The organism is Sphaerisporangium sp. NPDC005288 (assembly GCF_040607475.1).
GTDB classification, from domain to species: Bacteria; Actinomycetota; Actinomycetes; order Streptosporangiales; family Streptosporangiaceae; genus Sphaerisporangium; species Sphaerisporangium rhizosphaerae.
This window is the reverse complement of sequence record NZ_JBEXGT010000027.1, coordinates 52,229-72,629: the sequence shown is the minus strand read 5'-3', so window position 1 is coordinate 72,629 and position 20,401 is coordinate 52,229. Positions and strand designations below refer to the sequence as shown.

17 protein-coding genes are annotated in these 20,401 nt (G+C 73.5%); 11 read left to right on the top strand and 6 right to left on the bottom strand.

The window, feature by feature from the left end:
• Positions 1–6 precede the first annotated feature (6 nt).
• From ABZU32_RS24620 to ABZU32_RS24610, 3 genes are all read right to left on the bottom strand, one after another.
• A complete protein-coding gene (locus tag ABZU32_RS24620) occupies positions 7–384 on the bottom strand; it encodes a hypothetical protein (protein ID WP_354925430.1) in 378 nt (125 codons plus the stop codon).
• 126 nt (positions 385–510) lie between these two features.
• Entirely contained in the window at positions 511–1,260 is a 750-nt protein-coding gene (locus ABZU32_RS24615; protein ID WP_354925509.1) for a GntR family transcriptional regulator, read from the bottom strand.
• 153 nt (positions 1,261–1,413) lie between these two features.
• The gene (locus tag ABZU32_RS24610; protein ID WP_354925427.1) at positions 1,414–1,953 is read right to left on the bottom strand and encodes a VanZ family protein; all 540 of its coding nucleotides are present in this window, start codon (positions 1,951–1,953) and stop codon (positions 1,414–1,416) included.
• 386 nt (positions 1,954–2,339) lie between these two features.
• Between ABZU32_RS24610 and ABZU32_RS24605 the strand changes: the two genes are divergently transcribed.
• Entirely contained in the window at positions 2,340–3,467 is a 1,128-nt protein-coding gene (locus ABZU32_RS24605) for an aromatic ring-hydroxylating dioxygenase subunit alpha (RefSeq protein WP_354925424.1), read from the top strand.
• A gap of 72 nt (positions 3,468–3,539) precedes the next feature.
• On the opposite strand, the gene ABZU32_RS24600 is transcribed toward ABZU32_RS24605, so the two are convergent.
• On the bottom strand, positions 3,540–4,310 hold the full coding sequence (locus ABZU32_RS24600; protein ID WP_354844414.1) for an IclR family transcriptional regulator: 771 nt from the start codon (positions 4,308–4,310) through the stop codon (positions 3,540–3,542).
• 162 nt (positions 4,311–4,472) lie between these two features.
• Here ABZU32_RS24600 and betA point away from each other — a divergent pair, with 162 nt between their 5' ends.
• From betA to ABZU32_RS24555, 9 genes are all read left to right on the top strand, one after another.
• On the top strand, positions 4,473–6,140 hold the full coding sequence (betA, locus tag ABZU32_RS24595) for a choline dehydrogenase (RefSeq protein ID WP_354925421.1): 1,668 nt from the start codon (positions 4,473–4,475) through the stop codon (positions 6,138–6,140).
• Positions 6,141–6,473: 333 nt separating this feature from the next.
• On the top strand, positions 6,474–7,526 hold the full coding sequence (locus tag ABZU32_RS24590) for a glycine betaine/L-proline ABC transporter ATP-binding protein (RefSeq protein ID WP_354844420.1): 1,053 nt from the start codon (positions 6,474–6,476) through the stop codon (positions 7,524–7,526).
• Between the two features lie 22 nt (positions 7,527–7,548).
• A complete protein-coding gene (locus ABZU32_RS24585) occupies positions 7,549–9,576 on the top strand; it encodes an ABC transporter permease subunit (protein WP_354925418.1) in 2,028 nt (675 codons plus the stop codon).
• Positions 9,573–10,568, top strand: a complete 996-nt coding sequence (locus ABZU32_RS24580; protein WP_354925415.1) for an ABC transporter substrate-binding protein — start codon at positions 9,573–9,575, stop codon at positions 10,566–10,568. Before ABZU32_RS24585 ends, ABZU32_RS24580 begins: the two co-directional genes overlap by 4 nt.
• An 86-nt stretch (positions 10,569–10,654) precedes the next feature.
• On the top strand, positions 10,655–13,090 hold the full coding sequence (locus tag ABZU32_RS24575) for an FAD-dependent oxidoreductase (RefSeq protein WP_354925412.1): 2,436 nt from the start codon (positions 10,655–10,657) through the stop codon (positions 13,088–13,090).
• Between the two features lie 17 nt (positions 13,091–13,107).
• Positions 13,108–14,340 carry a sarcosine oxidase subunit beta family protein gene (locus ABZU32_RS24570; RefSeq protein WP_354925409.1) on the top strand — a complete coding sequence of 411 codons (1,233 nt, stop codon included), beginning with the start codon at positions 13,108–13,110 and terminating at the stop codon, positions 14,338–14,340.
• A gap of 17 nt (positions 14,341–14,357) precedes the next feature.
• Positions 14,358–14,666, top strand: a complete 309-nt coding sequence (locus ABZU32_RS24565; protein WP_354925406.1) for a sarcosine oxidase subunit delta — start codon at positions 14,358–14,360, stop codon at positions 14,664–14,666.
• Complete coding sequence (locus ABZU32_RS24560; RefSeq protein WP_354925403.1) at positions 14,663–17,578, top strand: 2Fe-2S iron-sulfur cluster-binding protein; 2,916 nt, start codon at positions 14,663–14,665, stop codon at positions 17,576–17,578. The genes ABZU32_RS24565 and ABZU32_RS24560 overlap by 4 nt, the downstream gene beginning before the upstream one ends.
• Positions 17,571–18,074 (top strand): sarcosine oxidase subunit gamma family protein, encoded by a 504-nt coding sequence (locus tag ABZU32_RS24555; protein ID WP_354925507.1) that lies wholly within the window; start codon positions 17,571–17,573, stop codon positions 18,072–18,074. Before ABZU32_RS24560 ends, ABZU32_RS24555 begins: the two co-directional genes overlap by 8 nt.
• Before the next feature lie 130 nt (positions 18,075–18,204).
• Here the strand turns inward: ABZU32_RS24555 and ABZU32_RS24550 are convergent, their stop codons facing one another.
• Positions 18,205–18,834: a hypothetical protein gene (locus ABZU32_RS24550; protein ID WP_354925400.1), complete on the bottom strand. Its 630-nt coding sequence runs from the start codon at positions 18,832–18,834 to the stop codon at positions 18,205–18,207.
• 179 nt (positions 18,835–19,013) lie between these two features.
• Here ABZU32_RS24550 and ABZU32_RS24545 point away from each other — a divergent pair, with 179 nt between their 5' ends.
• Complete coding sequence (locus ABZU32_RS24545; protein ID WP_354925397.1) at positions 19,014–19,256, top strand: hypothetical protein; 243 nt, start codon at positions 19,014–19,016, stop codon at positions 19,254–19,256.
• Between the two features lie 217 nt (positions 19,257–19,473).
• On the opposite strand, the gene ABZU32_RS24540 is transcribed toward ABZU32_RS24545, so the two are convergent.
• On the bottom strand, positions 19,474–20,340 hold the full coding sequence (locus ABZU32_RS24540) for an inositol monophosphatase family protein (RefSeq protein ID WP_354925394.1): 867 nt from the start codon (positions 20,338–20,340) through the stop codon (positions 19,474–19,476).
• Between the last annotated feature and the right edge of the window lie 61 nt (positions 20,341–20,401).

Sequence of the window (20,401 nt, the reverse complement as noted above, 5' to 3'; positions counted from 1 at the left end):
CGCCGATCAGCTCTCCTGGTCGGCGGCGCCGGCGGCCGTGCCCGGGTCCCCTTCGCCGGGGGCCCCGGGCGGTCCTGATCCCCACGCCGGGGAGGCGCCGGGCTCGCCGGTCCCTCCCTGGCCGGTGGTGGCCCGCGTCGGTCCCGCCTCGCCGGTGAGGCCGGACCGCTGGTCGAAGCCGGGGATGAGCCGGCGCTGTTCGAGCAGGCGCTCGCGCAGGCCGGCGGGGTCGTCGGCGTCGATGGTCATCGCGCCACCCGCGTCGCGTTCATGTTCGGTGAGCAGGTGGTGCCGGGTGGCCCACCACCTTCCCGCGTCGCTCCTCCAGATCGTCCAGTCGGGGAACTCCCGGGCGATTTCGGCGAGGTGCCGGTCGAACGACATCCCGTCCACCCTTCCCGCGGCGAGGGGCCAGGTCGGTACCTTTCCCCTTCACGTTGCGGGACATCTCTAGAGAAATCAATGTTCGGGTGGGACAGGTCAACCTAACGCTTGACATTTCCCCTTGACTCAGGCGTCGAAGTCGTACTGAAGTACGTACGACGCGGCGTCCATGATCATGGTGTTGAGCTCCACCGCCGCGCCTCCGGCGGCGAACGCGGTCCGGCAGACGACGATCACCGGCGTCCCGGCGGACAGGGAGAGGCGGGCCGCCTCCTCCGGCGCGGGCATCCGGGCGCGCACCTCCTCGGTGAAGTGCACCGGCGCGTGCCCGAGGTCGCGCAGCCGCGCGTAGACCCCGCCCGGGCCGGTGTCCGGCTCCGTGATCGCCGACCCGGCGACCAGCTCGGCCGGAAAGCAGGAGGCCGCGAGCTGCACCGGCCGGCCGTCGACGGAGTAGCGCCGTCGCCGCACCCAGACCTCGTCGCAGCCGAGCGCCCGCGCGGCGTCCTCGTCCGCCGTCTCACGGGCGACCAGCAGATCGTCCACCGCGTACGGCCGGCCGCCGGCGTCGCCGTCCCAGATGGCACGGCCCGTCCCCCATTGCTCGCGGGACAGCCGGCGCGAGCCGTGCCTGCGGATCGGCCGGAACTGCCGCACGTACACCCCCGAGCCCCGGCGCGGCACGGCCACGCCCTCGTTGATGAGCACCGACAGCGCCTGCCGTGCCGTCGCGCGGGCGATGCCGTACTCGGCCATGAGGGCGTTCTCGCCCGGTAGGCGATCCCCATCGCGCAACTCGCCCGCCTGGATCGCCTGGCGCAGGCGATCGGCGATGCGGCGATAGATCGGGGGGTCGTGAGGTACCGGGGATTGCATCACGCTCTATCACCCTCAGTCACCAACGCGGTCCGCGTCTCCAGAGAACTTGCCCCGCCTTGTCCACGATCGCACAGATACTCAGGTTGGTCCCGTGCTTCTTTTGAGCGGATCGTGCCCGTGTGGTGATCTCCGGGGTCTTTCGTGCCTCGTTTACCGTGGACCGGTCCCGGCCGCCGTCCGACCGGCCCGCCACGGCCGCGTCGCCAGCGCGGCCAGCACGGCGCCCGCGGTGTTGAGCAGGACGTCGTCGGCGGAGGAGACCCGGCCGAGGCGCAGGCCGTACTGCAGCGCCTCGACGGTGAGCGACAGCGCGGCGGCGAGCAGGCCGATCCGCCAGAGGGGGGCGAAGCGCGCCGAGCGGATCGGCAGCAGGGCGCCGAGCGCGGCGAACACCAGCAGATTGCCGCCGACCTGCGCGAACATCGCTCCGAACGGCCCGCGCGCCAGCTCGGCGAGATCGCGCAGCGGCACCAGGCTGACGCCCGGAGCGGTGCCAGGGGTGAGGATCATCCACACCCAGGGGAGGGTCCCGGCGACGATGAACACATCGGCGTAGGCCGTCCGCGCGGGGTGGGGATGCCCCTGACGCGCCCGCCCGCGGGCGAGCAGGTGAGCCGCGGCGACGGCGGCAGGCAGCAATACAAGTGTGGCTACTACGACATATCTCCAAAGCTGCCATTCGAGCCGCATGAGGGCCATCTTCCCGGATGGCGCGTCGCGGCGGGCACCTGATCGACGGGCGCGGCGGGCGGGCCTGGGTAACAGGAAGGTGGCTCCGAAGCAAGGGGCGCGCGCCTGGACTCCGGCCGCGCGAGGCCCGCCGGGCGTCACACAGGGTGACCCGCCGGGGGGCACCCAAGGTGAGACGCGGGCGCGGCGCAGGCGTCGCCGGGCGTATTGACAGCGGCTCACCTGGGACGCAGTCTGTTGCGCATAGCGAGTTCCGTTCCGTCATCATCAACTTCAGGGGTGACCGCGGTGATTCCCGCCTGCCCCCTCGCGGCGCCGTCGCGGGGCGAGGCCCACCGGCTCGACATCGACGCGCCGGCAGCGGCCCGGCGGACGGGGAGCGGCGCGTGACCACCCCCAGCCTGCTGGCCACCCTGCCCGGCCGCTTCTACACCGACCAGGACGTCTTCGCCCTGGAGCAGCGCCGGATCTTCGAGACGATGTGGTTCTGCGCGGCCCGCGCCGACGACCTGGACGGGCCCGGGGCCTTCCGCACGGTGCAGGTGGGGCGCGAGAGCGTCATCGTCAGCCGCGCCGCGGACGGATCGGCGCGCGCGTTCCTCAACGTCTGCCGGCACCGCGGCGCCCGGCTGTGCACCGAGGAGTCCGGCCGGGTCCGCCGGGCCTTCCAGTGCCCCTACCACGCCTGGGCCTACGATCTGGACGGCACGTTGATCGCCGCCCCGAACCTCAGCACGATGCCCGACATCGACCGCGTCGAGTACGGTCTGGTCACGGCGCACGTGCGCGAATGGCTCGGATACGTGTGGGTGTGCCTGGCCGACGAGCCGCCCTCCTTCGAGCAGGACGTCCTCGGCGCGGTGGTGACCCGGCTCGGCGACCTGGCCTCGATCGAGAACTACGGGGTGGAGAAGCTGAAGGTCGGCCGCAGGATCGTCTACGACGTCCGGGCCAACTGGAAGCTCATCGTCGAGAACTTCATGGAGTGCTACCACTGCGCGACCATCCACCCCGAGCTGACCGCGGTGCTGCCGGAGTTCGCCGACGGGTACGCCGCCCAGTACTTCGTGGGCCACGGCGCCGCGTTCGGCGGCGGCGTCGAGGGGTTCACGGTGGACGGCTCGCCGGGGGTCGACCGCATCCCGACGGTGAGCCGGGAGCAGGACCGCCGCTACTACGCGATCACCATCAGGCCGCAGGTGTTCGTCAACCTCGTCCCCGACCACGCCATCGTGCACCGCATGTTCCCGCTGGCCGCCGACCGCACGGTGGTGGAGTGCGACTGGCTGTTCCTGCCGGAGGTCGTGGCCGGCGGCCGGGACATCGGGCCGTCGGTCGAGCTGTTCCACAAGGTCAACGTGCAGGACTTCGACGCGTGCGAGCGCTGCCAGCCGGCGATGGGCTCGCGGGCCTACGCGCGCGGCGGCGTCCTGGTGCCGAGCGAGCACCACATCGCCGAGTTCCACCAGTGGGTCGCCGGGCGCCTCGAGCCGCCGGGCCGGCCCGCCGGGTAGGTCCGGCCCGGGGCGCCTGAAGATGCCGATGCTGGCCGCGTCGCCGGACGAGCCGAGCGGGGCCGGCCCGGGTCAGCCGGAGAAGCCGAGCCGGTGGCTGATGTCGGCCGCGCCGCCGACCAGCACCGGGGCCACCTCGTGCATGCGCTCCTCGCTGAAGCGGTAGGCGGGCCCGGACGCGCTGACCGCCGCCACGACCTCCCCGTCATAGGACCGGACGGCGGCGGCCATGGCGTTCAGCCCGATCTCGTACTCCTCCACGGTGACGGCGTACCCGCGCGTCCTGGCCTCGGCGAGCTGGGGCAGCAGCTCGTCGGCCGAGGTGATGGTGGCGGGGGTGTAGCGGGCCAGGCCCGCCGCCGCCAGCAGCCGGTCGCGGTGGCGCTGGTCGAGGTGGGCGAGCAGCATCTTGCCGCTGGAGGTGGCGTGCAGGGGGGTGAGCTGGCCGACCCAGTTGTAGGCGGTGACCGCCGACGGGCCGCGCACCTGGTCGAGGTTGACCGCGTAGTGGGAGCGCACGACGGCGATGTTGACGGTCTCGCCGATCTCCTCGGCCAGGCGGCGGCAGACGGGGCGTCCCTGCTGGGTGAGGTCGAGCCGGGAGGCGACGCCGCCGGCCAGGCGGATGACGCCGAAGCTCAGGCGGTACTTGCCGCGGTCCTCGGCCTGTTCGACGAGGTTCCTGGCCTCCAGGGCGCCGAGCAGCCGGAAGGCGGTGGACTTGTGGACACCGATCTCGGCGGCGATCTCGCTGACGCCGGCCTCGCCGCGCTGGGAGAGGATCTCCAGCACGCTGATGGCCCGGTCGACCGACTGCACACCGGCCGAGGATTCGTTGCCCATAGCCCCGGACTGTAGGGGGTCGGCGTACCGCCGTCCATTTACGCCGCCGCCCGACGATGGTTGCGCAGGCCGCAACCTTGTGCGTCAATCGCTACAACGCAACGCGCGCCATTTCTCCGCATATGCCGGGATATTGGCGCTGAGAGCGAGACGAGGGCTTACATGTACGACTTCGTCATCGTCGGTGGTGGCTCGGCCGGATGCGTTCTCGCGAACCGGCTGTCCGCCGACCCGTCCGTCCGGGTGCTGGTCCTGGAAGCCGGACGCTCCGACTTCCCCTGGGACGTCTTCATCCACATGCCCGCCGCGCTGATGTTCCCCATCGGCAGCCGGTTCTACGACTGGAAGTACGAGTCCGAGCCCGAGCCCCACCTGAACGGCCGCCGCGTCTACCACGCGCGCGGCAAGGTGCTGGGCGGGTCGAGCAGCATCAACGGCATGATCTTCCAGCGCGGCAACCCACTGGACTACGAGCGCTGGGCGGCCGACCCCGGAATGGAGACCTGGGACCACGCCCACTGCCTGCCCTACTTCAAGCGCATGGAGAACTGCACCGCCGACCCCGGCACGGCCTTCCGCGGCCATGACGGGCCGTTGGCGCTGGAGCGCGGCCCGGCGGACGGCCCGCTGTTCACCGCCTTCTTCGAGGCCGTGCGGCAGGCCGGGTACCCGCTCACCGACGACGTGAACGGCTACCGCCAGGAGGGCTTCGCGCCGTTCGACCGGAACATCCGCCGCGGGCGCCGCCTGTCGGCCGCGCGGGCGTACCTGCACCCGGTGAAACGGCGCCCCAACCTGACGGTCAGGACCCGGGCGCTGGTCACCCGCGTGCTGTTCGAGGGCGGGCGCGCGGTCGGCGTGGAGTGCGACGGGCGCACCGTGCGGGCCGGCGAGGTGATCCTGTGCGGCGGCGCCATCAACACCCCGCAGTTGCTCCAGCTCTCCGGTGTGGGCGACGCCGGCGAACTGCGGGCCGCGGGCGTGCGGCCCGTCCACGACCTGCCCGGCGTGGGGGAGAACCTCCAGGACCACCTGGAGGTCTACGTCCAGTACGGCTGCCGGCGGCCGGTGTCGATGCAGCCGGCGATGAAGTGGCGCAACCGGCCGTGGATCGGCGCGCGGTGGCTGTTCCTGCGCAGCGGACCGGGCGCCACCAACCACTTCGAGGCGGGCGGCTTCGTCCGGGGCAACGACGAGGTGGCCTACCCCAACCTGATGTTCCACTTCCTGCCGGTCGCGGTGCGCTACGACGGCTCGGCCCCGGCCGGCGGCCACGGCTACCAGGTGCACATCGGGCCCATGTACTCCGACGCGCGCGGCTCGGTGAAGATCAAGAGCCCCGACCCCCGGGTGCGGCCGGCCCTGCGCTTCAACTACCTGTCCACCGGCCAGGACCGCCGTGAGTGGGTCGAGGCCGTCCGGGTGGCCAGGGACATCCTCAACCAGCCGGCCATGGAGGAGTTCAACGCGGGCGAGCTGTCGCCGGGGCCGTCCGTGCGCACCGACCAGGAGATCCTCGACTGGGTCGCCCGCGACGCCGAGACCGCCCTGCATCCCTCCTGCACCGCCCGCATGGGCGACGGGGAGGGCGCCGTGGTGGACCCGCTGAGCATGCGGGTGCACGGCCTGGAAGGACTGCGGGTCGTGGACGCCTCGGTGATGCCGTACGTGACCAACGGCAACATCTACGCGCCGGTCATGATGGTCGCCGAGAAGGCCGCCGACCTCGTGCTCGGCAACACGCCCCTGCCGCCGGAGCGGGTGGAGTTCTACCGGCACCCCGGCCGCGCCGGCGCGCCGCCCGGCCCCGCGCCCGCTCCGTCCGGATGACCAGGGCCCGATGACGGGCGTCGGATGACCAGGGCCCGATGACCAGGGCCCGATGACCAGCGCCGGGTGACCAGCGCCGGGTGACCAGGGCCGGGTGACCAGCGCCGGGCCGGAACTCACGCGCGCGGCCGGGTGGAGGTGCGTTTTCCGGTCGCCAAGCGAAACGCGGCAAGCCTTGACCGGGGAGCGTACGGGAGGGACGATCTGTTCCTCGTTGAGCATTCTGATGCGCGATACGCAACCAGATACGCGAACGGAGAGGTCCGTGCCGGAGCCCTGTTCCGCCGTCCGTCCCCGGAAGCCGGCCCCCGCCCCTCGAACCGCGAGGTGACCATGACCGCGACGTCGCAGGCCGAGCCCTCTCCGCCCCCGGAGGCGGTGACCCTCGACGTGCGCGGCCTGTGGAAGGTCTTCGGCCCGCGGGCCGGCCGGGTGGCGGGCACGCCGCTCGCCGAGCTGTCGCGGGCCGAGCTCAAGGAGCGCACCGGCTGCGTTGCCGCGGTGCGCGACGTCTCCTTCTCCGTGCGGCGCGGCGAGGTCTTCGTCGTCATGGGCCTGTCCGGCTCGGGCAAGTCGACGCTGGTGCGCTGCCTGACCCGGCTGGTCGAGCCGACCGCCGGCGAGGTGTTGCTGGACGGGCGGGACATCCGCAAGGCCGGCGACCGGGAGCTGCGCGAGCTGCGCCGCCACCGGTTCGCCATGGTGTTCCAGCACTTCGGCCTGCTGCCGCACCGGCGGGTGCTGGACAACATCGCCTACGGCCTGGAGATCCAGGGCCAGGGCAGGCAGGGGCGCTACGCGCGCGCGACGCGGATGCTCGACCTGGTAGGGCTGGCCGGGTACGGCGAGTCCTACCCCGACCAGCTCTCCGGCGGCATGCAACAGCGCGTCGGCCTGGCCCGCGCCCTCGCGGTGGACCCCGAGGTGCTGTTCTTCGACGAGCCGTTCTCGGCCCTCGACCCGCTGATCCGCCGCGACATGCAGAACGAGGTCGTCCGCCTGCACCGCGAGGTCGGCAAGACGATGATCTTCATCACCCACGACCTGAGCGAGGCGCTCAAGCTCGGCGACCGCATCCTGGTCATGCGCGACGGCGAGATCGTCCAGATCGGCACCCCGGACGAGGTGGTCGGGGCGCCCGCCGACGACTACGTCCGCGAGTTCGTGCGGGACGTGTCCCGCGCCGACGTGCTCACCCTGCGCTGGATCATGCGCCCGCCCGAGGACGGCGACGCGCTGGACGGCCCCGAGCTCGGGCCGGACGTCGTCATCAAGGACGCCGTGCGCACCGTCCTGCGCGCCGACCGGCCCGTGCGGGTCGTCCAGGACGGGGCGCTGCTCGGCCTGGTCGGCGGCGCCGAGATGCTGGAGGTGATCGCCGGATGAGCGCCGGCGAGGTGACCGCGCGATGACCGCGACCACGGCGCCCCGCCGCCGGCCGGCGTGGTCCCGGCCGTACCTGCTGCTCGGCATCCTGGCCGCCTGGGTGGCGCTGTGGGCCGCCTTCCGCGGGCAGGCCACCCTCCCGCTGGACGGCGCCGAGCTCACCCCGCTGCACGTGCGCATCGGCCGGATCGCCGAGGCCGTCGACAACGGCCGCAACGAGAGCCCGCTGTTCCTCTACTTCGTCAACTACGTGCGGCTGTTCATCGACGAGCTGGTCACCTTCGTCCAGGCGCTGATCAGCCGGCCCTCCTTCGGCCGCCCGGTGCCGGTGGTCGGCTGGCTCGGCGTCACCGGCATCGCCGGGGCGCTCACCCTGCTCTACGGCAACCTCCGGGTGGCGGCGCTGACCGTCGCCGGGTTCGTCTCCTTCGGGCTGCTCGGCCTGTGGGAGGAGAGCATGGACACGCTGGCGCTGACGCTGGCCGCCGTCCTGCTGTCGCTGGCCGCGGGCATCCCCCTCGGCGTCTGGGCCGGGCTGAGCGACCGGTTCGACCGCCTGGTCACCCCGGTACTGGACTTCATGCAGACCATGCCGACCTTCGTGTACCTGGCGCCGCTGACGCTGTTCTTCCTGATCGGGCCGGCCAGCGCCACCGTGGCCACGATGATCTACGCGATCCCGCCGGCGATCAGGATCACCTCGCACGCGATCAGGCAGGTCCCCCGCGAGAGCGTCGAGGCCGGTGTCTCGCTCGGCTCGACGCCCTGGCAGCTGCTGGCCAAGGTGCGGCTGCCGCTGGCCAAGCGCACCATCATCGTCGGGGTCAACCAGACCGTCATGGCCGCGCTGTCCATGGTCACGATCGCCGCGCTCATCGACGCGCCGGGCCTGGGCAAGACGGTGCTCAAGGCGCTGGAGACGCTGGACGTCGGCACGTCGTTCAACGCCGGCCTGGCCATCGTGGTCATGGCCATCGTGCTGGACCGCGGCGTCTCGGCGGCCGGGCGCCGCGTCGAGGCGGCCCGCCGCGCCGGGCGCGCCCGCCGGCCGCTGTGGCGCAGGCTCCAGGTGGCGGCCGTCCTCGCCGTCACCGCCGTGCTGGTCTACCTCTCGCACGTCTACGTGTGGGCGGCGGAGTTCCCCGGCGAGGCCGACCTCGGCTCCTACGTCCGCCGGGGCGCCGACGCCGCCGGCCGGTGGGCGCAGGCCGACCTGTACGCCTCCACCAACGGCCTGAAGAACCTGATCACCTACAGCCTGCTGAACCCGTTCGAGGCGGTGCTCACCGGGTCGCCGTGGTGGCTGGTGCTGCTGGTGGTCACCGCGGTCGCGCTGGTGGTCGCCACCCCGCGCGTCGCGCTCGTGTGCGCCGCCTGCCTGGCCCTGCTGGTGGCGCTCGGCCTGTGGCAGGACGCGATGGTGACGCTGGCCTCCACGCTGGTCGCCACCGTGCTGGTGATGGCGCTGGGCGTCGTGGTGGGCGTGTGGATCGGCCGGGACGACCGCGCCGACCGGGTGATGCGACCGCTGCTGGACGCCGGCCAGACCATGCCCGCGTTCGTGTACCTGGTGCCGATCCTCGGGCTGTTCGGCGCGACCCGGTTCACGGCGATCATCGCCGCGGTGGTGTACGCCGCGCCCGTGGCGATCAAGCTGGTCGCCGACGGCGTCCGGGGCGTGCCCGCCGGGGCGGTGGAGGCCGCGACGGCCGCCGGGTCGAGCACGTGGCAGATCATCTCCAAGGTGCAGGTGCCGATGGCGCGCGGCGCGGTCGCCCTGGCCGCGAGCCAGGGCCTGTGCTACGTCCTGGCCATGGTCGTGGTCGGCGGCCTGGTCGGCGCGGGCGCGCTCGGCTACGACGTCGTGTCGGGGTTCTCGCAGCTCCAGCTGCGCGGCAAGGGCCTGGCCGCGGGCCTGGCCATCGTCGTGCTCGGCACCATGCTCGCCGCGATCACCAAGGGGTCGCGGCGTCGGGGAGTTCACCAGCCGCCCGTCACGGGTGCACGACGGCCGCTCCGCGCGGCCCTGCGATCAGGAGGACCCTGGTGAGTGTTTCGGTTTGCGGATCCGGGCGGCCGAGGGCGGCCCTGCTGCTGGCGGCGGCCGGCCTGCTCGTCTCCGCGTGCGGCGGGGCGAAGGTCGGCGAGGCACCGGCGGCCTCGGGGAACGCCGCGGCCCCGGCGAAGGAGGCGTGCGGCGCCGTCAACCTCGCGATCAACCCCTGGGTCGGGTACGAGGCCAACGCGGCCGTGATCGCCTACGTGGCCGAGAAGGAGCTCGGCTGCCAGGTCACCAAGAAGGACCTCAAGGAGGAGGTCGCCTGGCAGGGCTTCGCGACCGGCGAGGTCGACGCGATCGTGGAGAACTGGGGCCACGACGACCTGAAGAAGAAGTACATCGAGGACCAGAAGGTCGCCGTCGAGGCCGGCCCGACCGGCAACAAGGGCGCCATCGGCTGGTACGTGCCGCCGTGGATGGCCCAGAAGTATCCCGGCATCACCGACTACAAGAACCTGGACAAGTACGCCGGCCTGTTCACGACCTCGGAGTCCGGCGGCAAGGGGCAGCTGCTCGACGGCGACCCCTCGTTCGTGACCAACGACGCCGCGCTGGTGAAGAACCTGCATCTGAACTACAAGGTCGTCTACGCGGGCAGCGAGGCGGCGCTCATCACCGGGTTCCGGCAGGCCGAGGCGCAGCAGAAGCCCATGCTCGGCTACTTCTACGAGCCGCAGTGGTTCCTGTCGGAGGTCAAGCTCGTCAAGGTGAACCTGCCGCCCTACACCGACGGCTGCGACGCCGACGCCGCCAAGGTGGCCTGCGACTACCCGCCGTACGAGCTCGACAAGATCGTGAGCAAGAGGTTCGCCGACTCGGGCGGCCCGGCCTACGAGCTGGTGAAGAACTTCACCTGGACCAACGACGACCAGAACCTCGTGGCCAAGTACATCTCCGAGGACAAGATGTCCGCCGAGGACGCCGCGAAGAAGTGGGTCGCCGACAACCCCGCCAAGGTGAAGGCCTGGCTGCCGACCGGCTGACCCGCTCTTGACACCCCCCGGGCCGCCGGTCACGCTTGTTGCGGAAGGCGCATTCGATCTCGGCATGCGCAACAGAGGAGCGGCGTATGGCAGGCCCGCGGGTCGTGGTCATCGGAGCCGGTGTGGTGGGCGCGGCCCTGGCCGACGAGCTGTCCACGCGCGGCTGGGACGACATCACCGTGGTCGACCAGGGAGCGCTCCCGGCCGCCGGCGGGTCCAGCTCCCACGCGCCCGGCCTGGTGTTCCAGACCAACCCGTCCAAGACCATGACCGAGATGGCCCGCTACACCGTCGAGAAGCTGCTGGCGCTCGGCTGCTTCCTCCAGGTCGGGGGGCTGGAGGTGGCCACCACCCCCGAACGCCTCGCCGACCTGCGCAGGCGGCACGGCTGGGCCGCCTCCTGGGGTCTCGAAGCCCGCCTGCTCACCCCCGAGGAGTGCCTGCGGCGCCACTCGCTGCTCGACCCCGGCCGGGTGCTGGGCGGCCTGTACGTCCCGACCGACGGCATCGCCAAGGCCGTCCCCGCCGTCGAGGCGCAGCTCGCCCGCGCCCGCGAGCGCGGCGTGCGCGTCCTGGACCGGCACGAGGCGCTCGACGTGCGCGCCGAGGACGGCCGGGTGAGCGCCGTGCTCACCGACCGGGGCGAGATCCCCGCCGACGTCGTCGTGTGCTGCGCGGGCATCTGGGGCCCCAAGGTGGCCGCCATGGCAGGCATGACGCTGCCGCTCACCCCGCTCGCCCACCAGCTCGCCTGGACCGGCCCGGTCCCCGCCCTCGCCGCGAGCGAGGTGGACCGGCCGTCCAGGGAGGCGACCCGCCCGATCCTGCGCCACCAGGACGCCGACCTGTACTACCGCGAGCGGCACGACCGGCTGGCCGTCGGCTACTACGGCCACCGCCCGATGCCCGTGCGCCCCGAGGACATCCTGGCCGCCGCCACCGGGGCCATGCCCTCGGTGACCCCCTTCACCCCCGCCGACTTCGCCCCGGCGTGGGAGGAGACCCGCGCGCTGCTGCCCGCGACCCGCGAGGCCGAGATCGAGCGGGGCATCAACGGGCTGTTCTCCTTCACCACCGACAACATGCCGCTGCTCGGCGAGTCGGCCGAGGTCAAAGGCTTCTGGGTGGCCGAGGCCGTGTGGGTCACCCACTCGGCGGGCGTGGCCCGCGCCATGGCCGAATGGCTGGTCGACGGGCACTGCTCGTCGTTCGACCTGCACGAGTGCGACGTCAACCGGTTCGAGCCGCACCAGCTGGCGCCCGAGTACGTCCTCACCCGCGACTGCCAGAACTTCGTCGAGGTGTACGACATCATCCACCCCCTCCAGCCGCCGGAGAACCTGCGCCCGCTGCGGGTCAGCCCCTTCCACGCGCGGCAGCGCGAGCTGGGCGCGGTCCCGCTGGAGGCCGCGGGGTGGGAGCGCCCGCAGTGGTACGCCGCCAACGCCGCGCTGGCCGGGGTCGGCGACATCCCGAGGCCCGGCGACTGGGCGGCCCGCTACTGGTCCCCGATCGTGGGCGCCGAGGCCCTGGCGTCCCGGCAGGGCGTCGCGCTGTACGACATGACCGCGCTCAAACGGCTGGAGGTCACCGGCCGCGGCGCCGCGGCGTTCCTCACCCGCCTGTCCACCGGCGAGGTCGACAAGGCGGTGGGCACCGTCACCTACTGCCTGCTGCTGGACCACGACGGCGGCATCCGCAGCGACATCACCGTCGCCCGGCTCGGCCGCGAGCTGTTCCAGGTCGGCGCCAACGGCAACCTCGACCTCGACTGGCTCCACCGCCACCTGCCCGCCGACGGCTCGGTCACCGTCAGGGACATCACCCCCGGCACGTGCTGCGTCGGCGTCTGGGGGCCGCTCGCCCGCGACGTCGTCGCGCCGCTCACCACCGCCGACTTCTCCGCCGAGGGCTTCGGCTACTTCCGCGCCAAGCGCGCCTATATCGGCGCCGTGCCGGTCACCGCGCTGCGCCTGTCCTACATCGGCGAGCTGGGCTGGGAGCTCTACACCACGGCCGACATGGGCCAGAAGCTGTGGGACACGCTGTGGGAGGCCGGGCGGGCGCACGGCGTCGTCGCCGGCGGACGCGGAGCCTTCACCAGCCTGCGCCTGGAGAAGGGCTACCGCTCCTTCGGCACCGACATGACCTACGAGCACGACCCGTACGAGGCCGGGCTCGGCTTCGCCGTCAAGACCCGCAAGCCCGGGTTCATCGGCAAGAGCGCGCTCGCCGAGCGGGAGGCGTCGGTGCGGCGCCGCCTCACCTGCCTTACCTCCGACGACCCCGCCGACGTGGTGATGGGCAAGGAGCCGGTGTACGACGGCGACTCCTGCGTGGGGTACGTCACCAGCGCCGCCTACGGGTACACCGTCGGCAAGGCCGTCGCCTACGCGTGGCTGCCGGCCGAGCTGGCCGTCCCCGGCCGGCAGGTGCACATCGGCTACTTCGGCAGGCGCGTCCCGGCCGTCGTCGCGCGGGAGCCGCTGTTCGACCCCGCGATGAAACGGCTGCGCGCGTGACCCCGCACGGGAGGACCATGACCGACCCCGACCGCCTGGCCGGTCCCGGAGACGGCGCCGCCCTCTGGCGCGGCCCCGACGAGCCCGACCGGTCCTACGACGTCGTCATCGTCGGCGGCGGCGGGCACGGCATCGCCACCGCCTACTACCTGGCCAGAAACCACGGCATCACCAACGTGGCCGTCCTTGAGCGGGGCTGGCTGGCCGGCGGCAACATGGCGCGCAACACCACGATCATCCGCTCCAACTACCTGTGGGACCAGAGCGCCGGCATCTACGAGCACGCGCTCAAGCTGTGGGAGGGGCTGGAGGAAGAGCTCGGCTACCGGCTGATGTTCAGCCAGCGCGGCGTGCTCAACCTCGCCCACAGCGCCCAGGACGTGCGCGACGGCGTGCGCCGCGTCAACGCCAACCGGCTGAACGGCGTGGACGCCGAATGGCTCGGCCCCGAGCGGGTCAAGGAGATCTGCCCCATCGTCGAGGTCCGGCCCGACGCCCGCTACCCGGTGCTCGGCGCCACCTACCAGCCCCGGGGCGGCATCGCCAAGCACGACCACGTCGCCTGGGGCTACGCCCGCGCCGCCTCCGCGATGGGCGTCCACTTCATCGAGCACTGCGAGGTCACCGGCATCGAGGTCGCCGGCGGACGCGTCCAAGCCGTCCGGACCACCCGCGGGCGGGTCGCGGCGGGCCGGGTGGCGCTCAGCGCGGCCGGCCACTCCTCGGTCGTCGCGGGCCTGGCCGGGGTGCGGCTGCCGGTGCAGAGCCACACCCTGCAGGCGCTGGTCTCCGAACTGCTCGAACCGGTGCACCCGACGGTCGTCATGTCCAACGCCGTCCACGTCTACGTCAGCCAGGCCCACAAGGGCGAGCTGGTCATGGGCGCCGGCATCGACGCGCCCAACTCCTACCGCAGGCGCGGCGCCTTCCACATCATCGAACGGCAGATGGCCGCCGCGCTCGAACTGTTCCCGATCTTCGCCAGGGCGCACGTCCTGCGCACCTGGGGCGGAGTGGTCGACGTCAGCCCCGACGCCTCGCCGATCGTCGGGCTCACCCCGGTCGGCGGCCTGTACGTCAACTGCGGCTGGGGCACCGGCGGCTTCAAGGCGACGCCCGGCGTCGGCTGGTGCTACGCGCACACCATCGCCCGCGACGAGCCGCACCCGCTCAACGCGCCCTTCGACCTCGCACGATTCACCACAGGCGCGCTCGTGGACGAGCACGGCGCCGCCGCCGTGGCCCACTGAAGGAGCGCCCTTTCCCGATGCTGCTGATCCCCTGCCCGTGGTGCGGGCCGCGCGACGAGGCCGAGTTCCGGTACGGCGGGCAGGCCGGCGTCGCCTACCCCGGCGACCCCGCGGCGCTCACCGACGAGGAGTGGGCGCGCTACCTGTTCTTCCGCGACAACCCCGAGGGCCCGTTCCGGGAGCGCTGGCACCACGCCGCCGGCTGCCGCCGCTGGTTCGGCCTCACCAGGGACACCGCGACCGACGAGATCCTCGGCGGCGGCGATCCCACCCCCGGTGGCGACCCCACTTCCGCCGACGCCTCCGTTCCGGGAGGCGGGCGATGACCGGGCGGCGCAGGGACGGGCACGCGGGGGAGGCGCTGCGGTTCACCTTCGACGGCCGGCCCTACGAAGGCCGCCGGGGCGACACGCTGGCCTCGGCGTTGCTCGCCGCCGGAGTGCGCCGGGTGGCCACCAGCGTCACCCTCGGCCGCCCGCGCGGGGTGTTCGGCTCCTGGACCGAGGAGCCCAGCGCGGTCGTCCAGATCGACCGGCCCTACTCCGAGCCCATGGTGCAGGCCACCACGATCCCGCTGCTCGACGGCATGGCCGCCTCCGGCCTGGCCGGACGTGGACGGCTGTCCGCCGAACCGGACACCGCGCGCTACGACGCCACCCACGCCCACTGCGACGTCCTGGTGGTGGGCGCCGGACCCGCCGGGCTCGCCGCGGCGCGGGCCGCCGCGGCCACCGGCGCCCGCGTCGTCCTCGCCGACGACCGCCCCGAGCCCGGGGGCACCCTCGCCGACACCGGCGGCGCCGTGGAGGGCCGTCCCGGCGCCGCGTGGGCGCGGGCCGTCGCCGGGGAACTGCGTGCCCTGCCGGACGTGCGCGTGCTGTCCCGCACCAGCGTCCTCGGCTACTACGACCACACCTACCTGGTCGCCGTCGAGCGCCGCGGCGAGGAGGCGGTCACGCGGGAACGGGTCTGGCGCATCCGGGCCCGCAGAGTCGTGCTGGCCACCGGCGCGCACGAACGGTCGGTCGCCTTCCACGGCAACGATCTGCCCGGCGTCATGCTCGCCTCGGCCGCCCGCGCGTACGCCAACCGGTACGGCGTGCTGCCCGGCCGCCGCGCGGTGGTCTTCACCTGCGGTGACAGCGGCCACGACGCGGCCCGCGACCTCGCGGCGGCCGGCGTGGAGATCGCCGAGATCGCCGACGCGCGGGAGGGCGGGCTGGTCACGGGAGCGCTCGGCGCGGACGGCCCCGGCGGCGACGGCGGCGTGCGCGCCGTGCGGGTCGGCGCCCGCGAGGTCGAGGCCGACCTGCTGCTGGTCTCCGGCGGCTGGAACCCCGTGGTCCACCTGTTCGGCCAGGCCGGCGGCGCCCTCGCCTACGACGACCACCTCGCGGCCTTCCGCCCCGCGGAGCCCTTCGCCGCCGGGGGCGCCGTGCGGGTGGCCGGGGCGGCGCGCGGGCTGTTCACCCTCGCCGGATGCCTGGCCGACGGCGAGGCCGCCGGTTCCGGCGCCGAACCGCCGCCGCTCCCCGTCCCCGCCGGGCCGCCTCCGGAACACGTATGGATCGTGCCGCCCCTCTCCCCGGCCACCATCGTCCCTCCGGAGCCGTCCGACGAGCGGGAGCCGTCCGGTGTGCGGGGGCCGTCCGACGAGCGGGGGCCGTCCGACGAGCGGGGGCCGTCTGGAGTGCGGGGGCCGTCCGACGAGCGCGAGCGGTTCGGTGTGCGCGGGCCATCCGCTCCTGGTGCGCGGGAACCGGACGATCCCGCGGGCGCGGGGGATTACACGCGCCACTTCGTCGACCTGCAACGCGACGTGACCGTGGCCGACATCGCGCTGGCCACCACCGGGGCCGGGCTGCGCTCCGTCGAGCACGTCAAGCGGTACACCACGGCCGGGACCGCCCACGACCAGGGCAAGACCTCCGGCACGCTCACCACCGCGGTCCTCGCCCACACGCTCGGCGCCGGGCTGGCCGAACTCGGCACCACCACCTTCCGCGCCCCCTACGTCCCGGTGTCCTTCGCCGCCCTCGCCGGGCGCGACCGCGGCGCCCTGCACGACCCCGTGCGGGTCACCGCGCTCCACGACTGGCACGTCGAGCACGGCGCGCGGTTCGAGGACGTCGGCCAGTGGAAACGGCCCTGGTACTACCCGCGGCCGGGGGAGGACATGGCGGCCACCGTGCTGCGCGAGTGCCGCGCCGTGCGCGAGGCGGCGGGCGCGCTCGACGCCTCCACCCTCGGCAAGATCGACGTACAGGGACCGGACGCGGCCGAGTTCCTCGACCGCCTCTACACCAACCTCATGAGCGGCCTGAAGGTCGGCGCGATCCGGTACGGCATCATGTGCCGCGCCGACGGCATGGTGTTCGACGACGGCACCGTCATCCGCCTGGCGCCCGACCGCTTCCTGGTCACCACGACCACCGGCAACGCCGCCGCCGTCCTGGACTGGATGGAGGAATGGCTGCAGACCGAGTGGCCGGGGCTGCGGGTGCGCTGCACGTCGGTCACCGAGCAGTGGGCCACGGTCGCCCTGGCCGGTCCCGGCTCGCGCGCCGTCCTGGCCGGGCTCGCCCCCGGGCTGGCGGTGGACGCGCGGAGCTTCCCGTTCATGACCTGGCGCGACGCCGAGGTGGCCGGCATGGAGGCCAAGGTGTGCCGCATCAGCTTCTCCGGCGAGCTCGCCTACGAGATCAACGTCGCCTGGTGGCACGGGCTCGCGCTCTGGAAGGCCGTCATGGGCACCGGCGCCGTCACGCCGTACGGCACCGAGACCATGCACGTGCTGCGCGCCGAGAAGGGATACCCCATCATCGGCCAGGACACCGACGGCACCGTCACCCCCGCCGACCTCGGCATGAGCTGGATCATCTCCAGGAGCAAGGCCGACTTCGTGGGCAGACGGTCCTTCACCCGGCCCGACACCGCCCGTGCCGGCCGCCGCCATCTGGTGGCCCTGCTCCCCGACGACCCGGCCGAACTGCTCCCCGAGGGGGCTCAGGTCATCGCCGCCGAGCGGCTCCCCGAACCGCCGGTCCCCATGCTCGGCCACGTCACCTCGGCTTACCGCAGCGCCGCCCTGGGGCGCGCCTTCGCGCTCGCGCTCGTGGCCGGCGGCAGGGACAGGATCGGCGAGCGCCTGCACGCCTACACCGGCGCCGGCCTGGTCCCGGTGACGGTCGCCCACCCCGTCCTCTACGACCCCGAGGGGACCCGCCGTGATGGTTGACCGGACCAGCCCGCTCGCCGGATTCGACGGCGTCACTGGCCCGCGGCTCCAGATGCGGGAGATCCCCTTCCTGCGGCAGACGAACCTCCGCGTGGACCCCGCGCGGGCGCCGTCCTCGCTGGGGGTGAGGCTGCCGCTGGAGCCGGGCACCTGGCTGCGCTCGGGGGAGGCCGACGTGGTCTGGCTCGGGCCGGACGAGTGGCTGGTGATCGGCGAGGCACCCCTGTCGCGCTCGGAGGAGGTCGCGATGACCGACGTCTCGGCGCAGCGCACCACGATCATGGTGGCCGGCCAGGGCGCCCGCGACCTGCTGGCCCACGGGTGCGCCCTGGACCTGCACCCCTCGGTGTTCGGCCCCGGCCGCTGCGCGCAGACCATGCTCGCCCGCGCCCACGTCGTGCTGATCGCCGGGGAGGAGGAGTTCCGCGTCCTCGTCCGCGCCTCCTACGCCCGCTACCTGGCCGCCTGGCTCGTCGACGCGGCCGTCGACTACTGATCTCCGCCGCCGCTCGTCCGCCGCTCCGCCGTTTCGCCTCCGGTCATGGACGGCCGACGACGGCGGGACGGGGGGACGACGGGACGGGGGACGACGCGGCGGCGGGAGTGGCGGCGCGGCGGCAGGGACGTCAGGAGATGGTGGCGCGGTCGCGGCCCTCGGCGAAGAAGCCGGTGATCGCCGCGACCACCCCGCCCAGCTCGCTCAGCGGGCGCGCCGCGCCGAAGGGCGCGTTCCAGAACTCGCCGCCGCGCGGCTCCCAGGGGCCGACGTACGCGTACGGCACCGGGAGGTAGGCGTCGCCGGGTGAGACGCCGTAGTTCACCTTGTCCACGGTGATCGCCAGATCGAAGTGCTCGGGCCAGAGCACGGGCGTCGCCCCGGGGGACAGGGCGCGCAGCGCCTGGTCACCCAGCGTGAGAGCGTGGGCGAGCTCCGCCGCCGCGACGGGGTCGACGCGCAGCACCTCGTCGGGGGAGACCCCCGAGCCGTCGGAGTAGAGGTTCTCCGGCGCGCCCGCGTCCGTCCCCGCCGCCGCGCCCAGCGCCCGCGCCGACGTGCCGGAGATCGGCAGGCGAAGCTCGCCCGCCACCAGGTCGGCGCCCTCGACGCGCAGGTCGGGCTCGGTGACCGTGGCGAAGCCGCCGGGCGTGGCCCGCAGGCGTATGGTGCCGCTGCGCCGGTGCTGCGGCCCGGCCAGCAGCAGCTCGGCGACGCCGTGCAGGGACCTTCGTGTCGTGGCCGACTCGTTCGCGTTCATACCCTCAAGCTTGAGGGGTGTGGCCGATGTAGGCCAACGCCGACCCGATTACGTTGTGTGATTGAGCGAACACGACTCGTTGACTAGCCTTGACGCATGCCCTCCCCCACCGTCACGGCCCGCGGTTTCGCGCCGGCCCCGTCCGCTCCACGCCCTCCGTCCTCGGCGGGTGCCCGGCGATGGCGGTGACGATCAACGAGCTGAAAGACCGCTACAGCAAGCACTGGCTCGTGTCCGACGCCGTGGGCGGCGGCTGGTACGCCGTCCGCCGGCACGGCGTCTCGCGCGGCCTACTCTCGCGCGGCCTGTCCAACGTCCGCTGCGCCGCCACGCTCGACGAGCTCGCGGCCTATCTCGCCGCGGAGGTCCAGCTCGAAGAGCGCCTGCTCCGCGGCGACGAGACGGCCGTCGTAGGCGGGTGACCCCGCCTGCCGCTCGCCCCGGCACCCGGTGGGGCCCTCACCTGGGAAGACCCGCATCCCACCCTGGCCCACGTCCGGCCGCCGCGAGGGCATGCCGTCGACCACACCGTGACCGCGGCCGAGCCGCTGTCACCGTCCCCGTCCGGACCGGCCGGGGTGGGGACGGCCTGGGGATGGACTGGACGGACTGCGTCCGGCGCGTCGTGGGGCTGAGCGGCTACCGCCCCGCGTCACCGGCCACGTTCGCATCCCCATGGTTGGTCATGTCACCGTTCGCGGTGCCGCTCCTGGCCTCCCGCACGATCTGCAGCACCTCGGTGAGCACGCCGGGGGCGGCGCAGACGGTGGCCGTCGAGCGCATGGTGTGCGGCGTCCCGTCGCGGTCCACGACCAGCGCGCCCGCCTCGCGGGCGATGGCGACGCCGGCGGCGGTGTCCCACGGCCGGTTGTTCATCATCAGGCAGGCGTCGGTCCTGCCTTCGGCGACCCAGGCCAGGTCGATCGCGGCGGACCCGAACATGCGGACGCGCTGCGCCCGCTCCGCCAGCAGGCCGGTGATCGCGAGCCGGAGCCGGTTCGCCTCCGGGGCCCCGTCGCCGACGGCGAAGTCCCCGACGGAGACCAGCGCGGCCGAAAGCGCCACCGCGCCGCTCGCCTTGATCGGCCGGCCGTCCACGGTGGCGCCGCACCCCTCGGCGGCGGCATAGCGGGAGCCGAGGAACGGCAGCTCGATGACGCCGAGGACGGGGACGTCCCCGCGCACCAGGCCCAGCGAGACGGCGCACAGCGGCAGGCCGTGGACGAAGTTCACCGTGCCGTCCACCGGGTCCAGCACCCAGCGCAGCCCAGCCCCCGGCTCCCATCCGGTTCCGGCCGCCTCCTCCTCGCCCAGGAAGCCGACCTGCGGGGTGCGCTCGCGGAGGTGGTCGCGGACCGCCCGCTCGACGGCGTAGTCGACCTCGGTCGCCATGTCCCGGTCGCCCTTGGCCGTGACGGCGCCCGGCAGGCGCGTCCTGACCAGCTCGCCGGCGACGCCGGCCGCCTCCAGCGCGACGGAGAGAAGAGCCCGCGCGTCATCGCTCATGTCCCGCAACCACTCCCCATGCCGAATGCCGCCTCGCCGGCGATGCCCCATGCGGCCGGGG

What these genes read in the sequence shown, in the direction of transcription:
- ABZU32_RS24620 (WP_354925430.1), bottom strand. Translation starts at nt 384, where the DNA reads ATGTCGTTCGACCGGCACCTCGCCGAAATCGCCCGGGAGTTCCCCGAC.
- ABZU32_RS24615 (WP_354925509.1), bottom strand. Translation starts at nt 1,260, where the DNA reads ATGCAATCCCCGGTACCTCACGACCCCCCGATCTATCGCCGCATCGCC.
- ABZU32_RS24610 (WP_354925427.1), bottom strand. Translation starts at nt 1,953, where the DNA reads ATGCGGCTCGAATGGCAGCTTTGGAGATATGTCGTAGTAGCCACACTT.
- ABZU32_RS24600 (WP_354844414.1), bottom strand. Translation starts at nt 4,310, where the DNA reads ATGGGCAACGAATCCTCGGCCGGTGTGCAGTCGGTCGACCGGGCCATC.
- betA (WP_354925421.1), top strand. Translation starts at nt 4,473, where the DNA reads ATGTACGACTTCGTCATCGTCGGTGGTGGCTCGGCCGGATGCGTTCTC.
- ABZU32_RS24590 (WP_354844420.1), top strand. Translation starts at nt 6,474, where the DNA reads ATGACCGCGACGTCGCAGGCCGAGCCCTCTCCGCCCCCGGAGGCGGTG.
- ABZU32_RS24585 (WP_354925418.1), top strand. Translation starts at nt 7,549, where the DNA reads ATGACCGCGACCACGGCGCCCCGCCGCCGGCCGGCGTGGTCCCGGCCG.
- ABZU32_RS24575 (WP_354925412.1), top strand. Translation starts at nt 10,655, where the DNA reads ATGGCAGGCCCGCGGGTCGTGGTCATCGGAGCCGGTGTGGTGGGCGCG.
- ABZU32_RS24570 (WP_354925409.1), top strand. Translation starts at nt 13,108, where the DNA reads ATGACCGACCCCGACCGCCTGGCCGGTCCCGGAGACGGCGCCGCCCTC.
- ABZU32_RS24565 (WP_354925406.1), top strand. Translation starts at nt 14,358, where the DNA reads ATGCTGCTGATCCCCTGCCCGTGGTGCGGGCCGCGCGACGAGGCCGAG.
- ABZU32_RS24560 (WP_354925403.1), top strand. Translation starts at nt 14,663, where the DNA reads ATGACCGGGCGGCGCAGGGACGGGCACGCGGGGGAGGCGCTGCGGTTC.
- ABZU32_RS24555 (WP_354925507.1), top strand. Translation starts at nt 17,571, where the DNA reads ATGGTTGACCGGACCAGCCCGCTCGCCGGATTCGACGGCGTCACTGGC.
- ABZU32_RS24550 (WP_354925400.1), bottom strand. Translation starts at nt 18,834, where the DNA reads ATGAACGCGAACGAGTCGGCCACGACACGAAGGTCCCTGCACGGCGTC.
- ABZU32_RS24545 (WP_354925397.1), top strand. Translation starts at nt 19,014, where the DNA reads ATGGCGGTGACGATCAACGAGCTGAAAGACCGCTACAGCAAGCACTGG.
- ABZU32_RS24540 (WP_354925394.1), bottom strand. Translation starts at nt 20,340, where the DNA reads ATGAGCGATGACGCGCGGGCTCTTCTCTCCGTCGCGCTGGAGGCGGCC.